Genomic DNA, 7,780 nt, shown 5'->3' on the forward strand with positions numbered 1-7,780 from the left:
AATAAATTGTTGTGATTATTGGTTGAATCAACATTATTTTGACTATTTACATTGGTGGCGATCGCAGATATTTCAATACATATAATTCCGTAAAAAAATGTCGAGGATAACAAATATATCCCCAGAATTTTTACTTTTTTTTTGAATCTCATTAGGGAGATATTGCCAATTGTCTGACTGGATTTTTTCAAAGATTTCACAGTAAAAGATTTTGGGAACTCAAAGTATTTGGCATTGACTAATGTCGGAAATAAATCATTATTTAATACTTAAATTTCTAATTTATTTTTGGTTTCTGTGGTTCGATGCACTCAACAGCGTTTCGGTAGATGTAGATAGTTCAAAAGCAAATTGTTTTATTCTCTTTACAAAGAATAAAAAGGGACTCAGCAGATTTACTGCAACAAGAGTGTAATTCTCGAACAAAAATTCAACCTCAGCAAAATCACCAAAGCTCAAAAATTGAGTTATTTTTTAGCCGTATAAATACGTAATTTAAAGATATTAAGTTAAAAAAGTGGAGTGAAAAACATGTTTCAGGCTACTCGCCGCCGTCTTGCAATTTGGTACACTGCGGTAACTGCGGTATTACTACTACTATTTGCAAGTGGCGTTTATTTATACGTCCGCAGTACACTGATTGAGCGAATTGACGATACCCTCAACCATGTAGTGGAAATAGTAGAGCGATGTCTAACAACAAGCCCTTGTGCGTCTAGACTCATAATTGAGCCAGTCAATTCCGACGCTGATAAATTTCGCATTAATGTAGAGGCGAGTTTTCCTGACAATGCCGACAGCGTAGAAGATGACCACATTGACCTAGAATGGTTTAGCCCCACAGGTGAATTACTTTGGTCAACACTATCCGAACCTTTAAATATTCCCATTCATGGCAACCGCACTGGTGAAACTGTTCGTGTAGTCAAGGGAAAAAGTGAGACAGAGAAAACAGAAGATCGTAAACTCCTAACTCCTAACTCCTCACTCCTAACTCCCAACTCCCCACTCTTATTGCGACAAGTCACACAACGGGTGGAAGTGGGACGGCAAGTATTAGGATATCTGCGTGTCAGCCATCCTTGGTTTGAAGTTACTAAGCCGAGTCGTGAATTTATTTTTGATTTGGCGCTGGGTATTGGGTTAATGCTGGTTTCTGTGGGAGCAAGTGGCTGGTTTCTTTCAGGTAAAGCTATGGAACCAGTGGGTGAGTCATATCAACGTCTCAAACAATTTACTGCTGATGCTTCTCATGAACTGAGAAGTCCCATCACTTTGATTCAAACTAATGTGCAAGTCGCCCTTGCTGACTTGGAATTAGCAGAAGTAGAAACTAGTGCTTCTTTGCAATATCGCCAGCAGTTAAAGATAGTGGAACGCTTAACACAGCGTTTGGGTAGGTTAGTCAACGATTTACTTTTTCTCGCAAGACAAGATAGTGGTATTAGCAAAGATGCCTTTGCACCTTGTCCGTTGGATGCTTTGTTGATGGAAGTACTTGAAGAACAACAACTGTTATTTCCAGAAAAACAAATAGCCTTGACTCTACACTTAGTCGATCCTCCCGCTTCGGAAACTAGCCAGAAATTACTAGAAAATTGGTTTACCCTCGTGGGTAATTGGGATCAATTGGTGCGACTGTTCACAAATTTGATTACCAATGCCTTGCATTACACACCAGCAGGGGGACAGGTGAAAGTCGAATTGGCACGCATAGAGGGAATAAATCGGGTTTCTGGACGACGTTATACTGGCAGCCAGTTGCAAGTGAAAGTCAGTGATACTGGAGTGGGAATTCCACCAGAAGCACTACCGCGCTTGTTTGACCGCTTTTATCGGGTAGACCCTGCACGTACTCATACTGGGAACAAAGCTACTGCCAGCGTTACTGGTTCAGGATTGGGATTAGCGATCGCTGCTGCTATTGTCGAACATCACCAGGGTCACATTCAAGTTGAAAGCACCCAAGGCATTGGCACCACCTTCACCGTGACTTTACCAATAACTTTGGAGTCTTGAGGGTACTCCAAAAAATAAATTATTCGGGTTAAATGTTGACTGTTGAGGGTTCATAGTCAACACTCAACAATAGTAAATTTGAGTTTTTCAGCCTTCAGGAGTAAGTTTTATGTCCAAAAAATATGATTTTCAAGTCTAGAGTTAGATGTAAAACACATAAATTATTTATTAATTTAAAAATGTAATTACTTTAGAACTCAAAATTTAAAAGTCAGAGTTGTTAAATAACTATGATTACATACCTAATTAATATACTTGTCTCACTAAAATCCTGACAAATCATGAAATTTGAGTCCTAATTTTTTTACATTTCAAATTTTACAAATCAGACAATCCAATTATTTTCAGGAGTTAATAATGATTAATAATTCTGCAATTTTCCGCAAATCTGCTGAATTTTTAGGTGCTATTTGCGGAGGACTACTAATCACATTGCCAGCGATTCCTCAAGCACTGGCACAACAATCTACTCCTCGCGTTAATCCTTGTCCTAGTATTTTTTACGAAGAACCACATAACTCTCGCGTTGTAGTACCCCAAGGATGTCCTCCCAACGCCTTAACCCAAAGACTAGCAGCCCAAGGACTTCTCCCCGTCCCTGCGACTCCATCACCAGAACAAGCACGATTGGGTGTAGGTGGTGAAGAACCTCCAGTACCACCACAACCAGGTGCTGTACCACCAGCCCCGGTTCCTCCAACCCAAGGACAAGTACCTCCAGTACCAGTACAATCACGACAAGCCCCTAGTGCTAGAATTGCACTGGCAAATGGTAGAGTTAACGTCAGATTGGTGAATGACACTGCGGCCAAAATAACTTACCAAGTTATTGGCGATACCGCACCGCGATCGCTAGCAGGTAAATCCGATGTTACACTCCAAGGTCTAAGCGCACCAGTAACAGTAACATTTGAACGAGAAGATGGCGGACAACTGACGGTTACTCCACAACCCTCATCAGAAGCAGGAAACTTGGAAGTTACATTTAATGAAGCGACGGATGCAACGCAAGGCAGAAGTGCTATGAGAATCGAACCAAGCGGTTCAGTGTTTTTGAATTAAAAGAGAATTCAGAATGCAATCACTGGGGACTTAGACCCAGCACTAATGTAAGAATGCTGGGCTAAGTGCGGTAAATCCAAAATCCAAAATTCCTTTATCGTCTGAGCATTTTAGTGAGCTTATCCACCAGTAGTACTTCTTGTTTGCTGTCTTCTAATTTTCGTGCCAGTATAATCGCTCTTTCATAAAAGTTACGAGCAGTGGGGTAATTACCTAACTGCTCGTATAATTTAGCGTAGGATTCAAAAGATTTTAATTCTTCTCGCACATTTTGTAATTCTTTAGCGAGTATTAAACGCTCCTGTAATAAGTCAAAAGCCCGTTCGTGGCGACCAACACCACTGTGAGCTGTAACTAAACCATCGATTGCTCTTAATTGATTGGTGCGATCGCTATTGATTTTAGCAATCCCCATTGCTGCACCATAAGTACCAATGGTATCTTGATAATTCCCCGCTGCTAAATAAGCATCACCCAAATTATTTAAGGTATTTGCCTCACCAATGGTATCACCAGTTTGACGGCGATAAATTAAGGCATTTTCATATAATTTAATTGCTTTGTTGTAATCTCCCAACCTAGCTGCGACTAATCCCAAATTACTCAAAGATAGTCCTTGACCTTCAATATTTTTGACATTTTGAGCAATTGTAAATGCCTCTTGGGCAGTTTTACCAGCAGCAGCGAATTCTCCTTCTTGCAGTAGAAATGTAGTAATATTGTTCAGGACAAAAATCTGAGATTGAAAATCTTTAGTATCGCGAGCAATGGCTAATCCTCGCCGTAAAGCATCTTCCGCTTCTTTGGAACTACCTAGCTGGATATAAGCTTTAGCAAGCAAATTATAAGTTAAACCTTGGGCTTTTAGGTCACCAATTGAATGATATAGTTCTAGGGCTTGCAAGCAGGAAGTAATTGTTTTGTTGGCATATCCAGAAGCGTATTGTTGTTCGCCGATACGCAGCAAAGTGTCTGCTTCATCTCTTGATTGTCGCCCAACAGAACTATTTAAAGGACGGTGGAGTTGTTCGGTAATATCAACCGCACCCGCCGCTATAGGAGTCAGCACAAAAGTAAACAATAAAAAGCCATACAAAAGTACTTGGTGATGAAAACTCGCAGTTACATCAACGTTTATCTTGTGCCTGGGAAATACAAGCTGTTGTCTCATAAAACTTACCCATCAAATTGCAGGCTTAAGTAGAAGGTCTAAAGTGAAGTTTTAAATTTAATTTGAAGACAACGAATACTCGCATTTATACGTAAACTAAGCTTGAGAAAAATCTTCACCAAGATAAATAGCACGAATATCTGTAGGTAATTTGTCCTCTAGCATACGATAGCCTTCCTGAAGAAAATTGGCTACTTCGTTCGGGGCGATCGCTTCTCCTTCAGCTTGCAAATAAGCAGCAATTCTCGTGTCACTCCAATGAAAAGTTTGAGACATCAACACAATTAAGCGCAGAATTGGAGGTAATTGATCTAATGCTTGTTCTACATAACACCATAACGGCGGTGAAGTTGCTTCTAGAGAATAGTGAATTGCTTCTGTGGGTGGTACTTTAATCTCGTTTATACAAAAAGCAGTCATGTTAATTAACCAATTTTGCATGGTTAAAGCTTCTTGAGCGGATGCACCGCCACTTAAATTTAATCCACCGAGTTCATAGTAAATATGTCGCCAAGTGAGGGCGAACAGATAATCTGCTTGTACAGGCGATCGCGCCGAATGCCGAATTAAGGTATACACTATGGGGCTATAGCGGCAAAAAATCACTGTAAAATATTTGCCAGCATCAGGATACTGCTGAAACAGAGCCAGTAATTCATCGTCACTGTGATGAAACAGCGACTTAACCAGGGGGTGATTAGCTTCAGGAAAAGAAGGAATTTGCATCAGCCTTGAGATTGATAGTTGTTAAAAATAATTTTGGCAATTGCACTCTTGTAGTTAATCGCATAATATCTTGGTGTTGCTCAATTTGTAGCCCCAGACTCAGACTAGTTAAATATTGATAAACTAAAAAACAAGGACTTAATTTTAGTCTTAATCGACAATCATAAAAACCTCTACCTTATAGAATCCTTATTTGTTCATGGTTATAGCAGTTAGCGCGATCTCATTCCTTTTCAGTCCCCTTACTTTAGCCTCCTTCTTGCCCTCCCTGCCTTTAGATAGCCTCTTCTCCACCCAAGGGATTATGGTAATGCTGTTGGCGGCTTACGCTGGTGCCATGTGGATGTTCCTCACCAGTGCGCCAAAAGTACACACTGTGATGGTGTCAGATTTGGAGATTGCCCGACAGTTGTATGAAGGGCTGCTAGATTTACCCGCCGCTGAAGTGCCTTTGCACTACTACTACAACTACGAACAAACCATAGGTGCAACTGGAATCGATCCGCTTTATATGTCTACCTCACCGAGTTTGTCTAGCAAAACCATGAATAACGGCAGTGAAGGACTGTGGTATCAATTAAAGAAAAATACCCAACTACACGTCATTACAGGTGCAAGTTTAGGTAGCAAAAATCAGCAACGTCATGTCTGCTTTGACCACGAATGTCTGGAAATGATTTTAATGCGAGTAGAAGTGCGCGGTTTAAAATTCAAAATTCGTAACAGCAAGCCCCTGAATTTTTTGGTCAAGGACTATGAAGGCCGAATTATTGAACTAGCTGAAGTGGCGAATTAGTTCAGAATTCTGAATGTAATTAGTTATATCTTAGAAAAAGTAGGGTGTGTTGTCGCGCAGCGCAACGCACCATTTTAATACAGGTGTAAATAAGTAAGTGCAACTAAGGTAATAAAAGAATGAGGCATAAAAATGGTGCGTTAAGCTAAAGCCATAACGCACCCTACTTAAGAATTACTGTCTCAACTCAGTTGTTCGTACTTAAATTTCCCTTTAATAAACTTGTTGAAATATTGACCTTTGGATGGTGCATTATCTAAGCCTTCCTTGATACTGGGAGGTACTTTGAAATACTCATAAACACTTCCGCTATCAAATTCAATAGTTAGTGTTTGAGTTTTTACATCGTGGGTAAATTGCTTAATAACGTTGCCTTCAGGTTTGAGTAGGGGGAAAGCAATTACATCCCGAATACTGGGAGAATCTGTTAGTAACATTACTAAGCGATCGATTCCAATTCCTAAACCACCAGTAGGCGGCATACCATATTCCAAAGCTGCCAAAAAGTCTTCGTCTACACCTTGCGCCTCTAAATCACCAGCAGCTTTTCTAGCAGCTTGCGCTTCTAAGCGTTCTCTTTGGTCGATGGGATCGGTAAGTTCTGAGAAGCTATTGCCAGTTTCCCGCCCGACTATGAATAACTCAAATCTTTCCACCAAACCAGGTTGAGAACGGTGGGGTTTTGCTAACGGGGAAATTTCCACTGGATAATCAATTACAAAGGTAGGCTGAATTAACTTTTCTTCTACCTTTTGTTCAAAAGCTTCATTCAAGAGTTTCCCAATAGATTGCACATCGTCTATTGCTTCCAAACCAGCATTTTTACTTGCTATTTTTGCTTCTTCCAAAGTTTGGAAAGATTGAAAATCTAGCCCGGTAAACTCTTTAACTAAATCGTGCATCGTTACCCGTCGCCAAGGTGGTGTTAAATCTATAGATTCACCTTGGTAGGTAATTTTTAGCGTGCCGAGTACTTCTTGGGCAACAGTGGTAATAATTCCTTCTGTTAGCGCCATCATATCGTTGTAGTCGGCGTAGGCTTGGTAAATTTCAATAGTTGTAAATTCGGGATTGTGTCGAGTGGAAATTCCCTCATTGCGGAAAATTCGCCCTAATTCAAACACTTTTTCAAACCCACCTACAATTAACCGCTTCAAATGAAGTTCTGTGGCAATTCGCAGATACAACTCCATTTCTAAAGTGTTGTGGTAAGTGATAAATGGACGTGCATCTGCACCCCCAGCTTCACTTTGTAGAACTGGCGTTTCAATTTCTAGAAAATCCCGTTCTTCTAAATAGCGACGAATCCCGGCAGTGATTTGGGCGCGACGGCGGAAAGTTTGCCGCACTTCTGGGTTAACAATCAAGTCAACGTAGCGCTGACGGTAGCGCTTGGCAACATCCGTCAATCCATGCCACTTGTCGGGTAGGGGCAACAGAGATTTAGTCAGGATGGTGTATTGTTTGACGTAGACAGATAACTCGCCCTTTTCAGTCCGTTTGATAGTACCTTTGACTCCTAAGATGTCGCCTGCATCTGTAAGTTGTTTCAAGTGATTGAACGCATCGGCATCAATATCTGCCATGCTTTCTTGGATGCGATTTTTCTCTAAATAAAGCTGAATCGTGCCGGTTTGGTCTTGTAAGGTGAAGAAAGCCAATTTACCGAAAACCCGACGCGCCATAATGCGTCCGGCTATGGCAACTTCTAAATCAACTTCTTCACCACTGGCTAAATTGGCAAATTGTTCTTGTAACTGCGCTGCGTGATTGGTGGATTCCCAACGATAGGCGTAGGGATTAGTGCCTAACTGCTTTAGCTGATCTACTTTTTCCAGCCTCGCGGCACGGAGATCTTCTTCCGACATGGTAACGAACTAAATAGGGCAAGATTAATTATAGATGCTGCAAAAGTTGGCAGTAAGAGATATTTGTCCTTGAAAGCGCGGGCGTAGGCAATACGGTTCGGGGAAAGGGGAAAGGGGAAGGGGGAAAGGTTTCAAATA

General features: G+C 41.0%; 6 protein-coding genes. 3 read left to right on the forward strand and 3 right to left on the reverse strand.

The genetic code is table 11. The annotated features are described in order from the left end of the window. Nucleotides 1–531: 531 nt before the first annotated feature. Nucleotides 532–2,019, forward strand: coding sequence for a cell wall metabolism sensor histidine kinase WalK (locus tag GNE10_RS29240; RefSeq protein ID WP_185569185.1), 1,488 nt, complete (start codon nt 532–534; stop codon nt 2,017–2,019). Nucleotides 2,020–2,376: 357 nt separating this feature from the next. Continuing rightward, on the forward strand, nt 2,377–3,081 hold the full coding sequence (locus GNE10_RS29245; RefSeq protein WP_185569187.1) for a hypothetical protein: 705 nt from the start codon (nt 2,377–2,379) through the stop codon (nt 3,079–3,081). Between the two features lie 94 nt (nt 3,082–3,175). Here the strand turns inward: GNE10_RS29245 and GNE10_RS29250 are convergent, their stop codons facing one another. Together GNE10_RS29250 and GNE10_RS29255 are read right to left on the reverse strand one after the other, a co-directional pair. Then, complete coding sequence (locus GNE10_RS29250; protein ID WP_185569189.1) at nt 3,176–4,252, reverse strand: tetratricopeptide repeat protein; 1,077 nt, start codon at nt 4,250–4,252, stop codon at nt 3,176–3,178. A gap of 96 nt (nt 4,253–4,348) precedes the next feature. After that, a complete protein-coding gene (locus GNE10_RS29255) occupies nt 4,349–4,978 on the reverse strand; it encodes a sigma-70 family RNA polymerase sigma factor (RefSeq protein ID WP_185569191.1) in 630 nt (209 codons plus the stop codon). Between the two features lie 199 nt (nt 4,979–5,177). Here GNE10_RS29255 and GNE10_RS29260 point away from each other — a divergent pair, with 199 nt between their 5' ends. Next, nucleotides 5,178–5,774: a glyoxalase-like domain protein gene (locus GNE10_RS29260; protein ID WP_096541419.1), complete on the forward strand. Its 597-nt coding sequence runs from the start codon at nt 5,178–5,180 to the stop codon at nt 5,772–5,774. Nucleotides 5,775–5,956: 182 nt separating this feature from the next. On the opposite strand, the gene lysS is transcribed toward GNE10_RS29260, so the two are convergent. Next, nucleotides 5,957–7,642 carry a lysine--tRNA ligase gene (lysS, locus tag GNE10_RS29265; RefSeq protein ID WP_185569193.1) on the reverse strand — a complete coding sequence of 562 codons (1,686 nt, stop codon included), beginning with the start codon at nt 7,640–7,642 and terminating at the stop codon, nt 5,957–5,959. Nucleotides 7,643–7,780 lie beyond the last annotated feature (138 nt).

This window comes from Nostoc sp. 2RC (assembly GCF_014222165.1).
GTDB classification, from domain to species: domain Bacteria; phylum Cyanobacteriota; class Cyanobacteriia; order Cyanobacteriales; family Nostocaceae; genus Nostoc; species Nostoc linckia.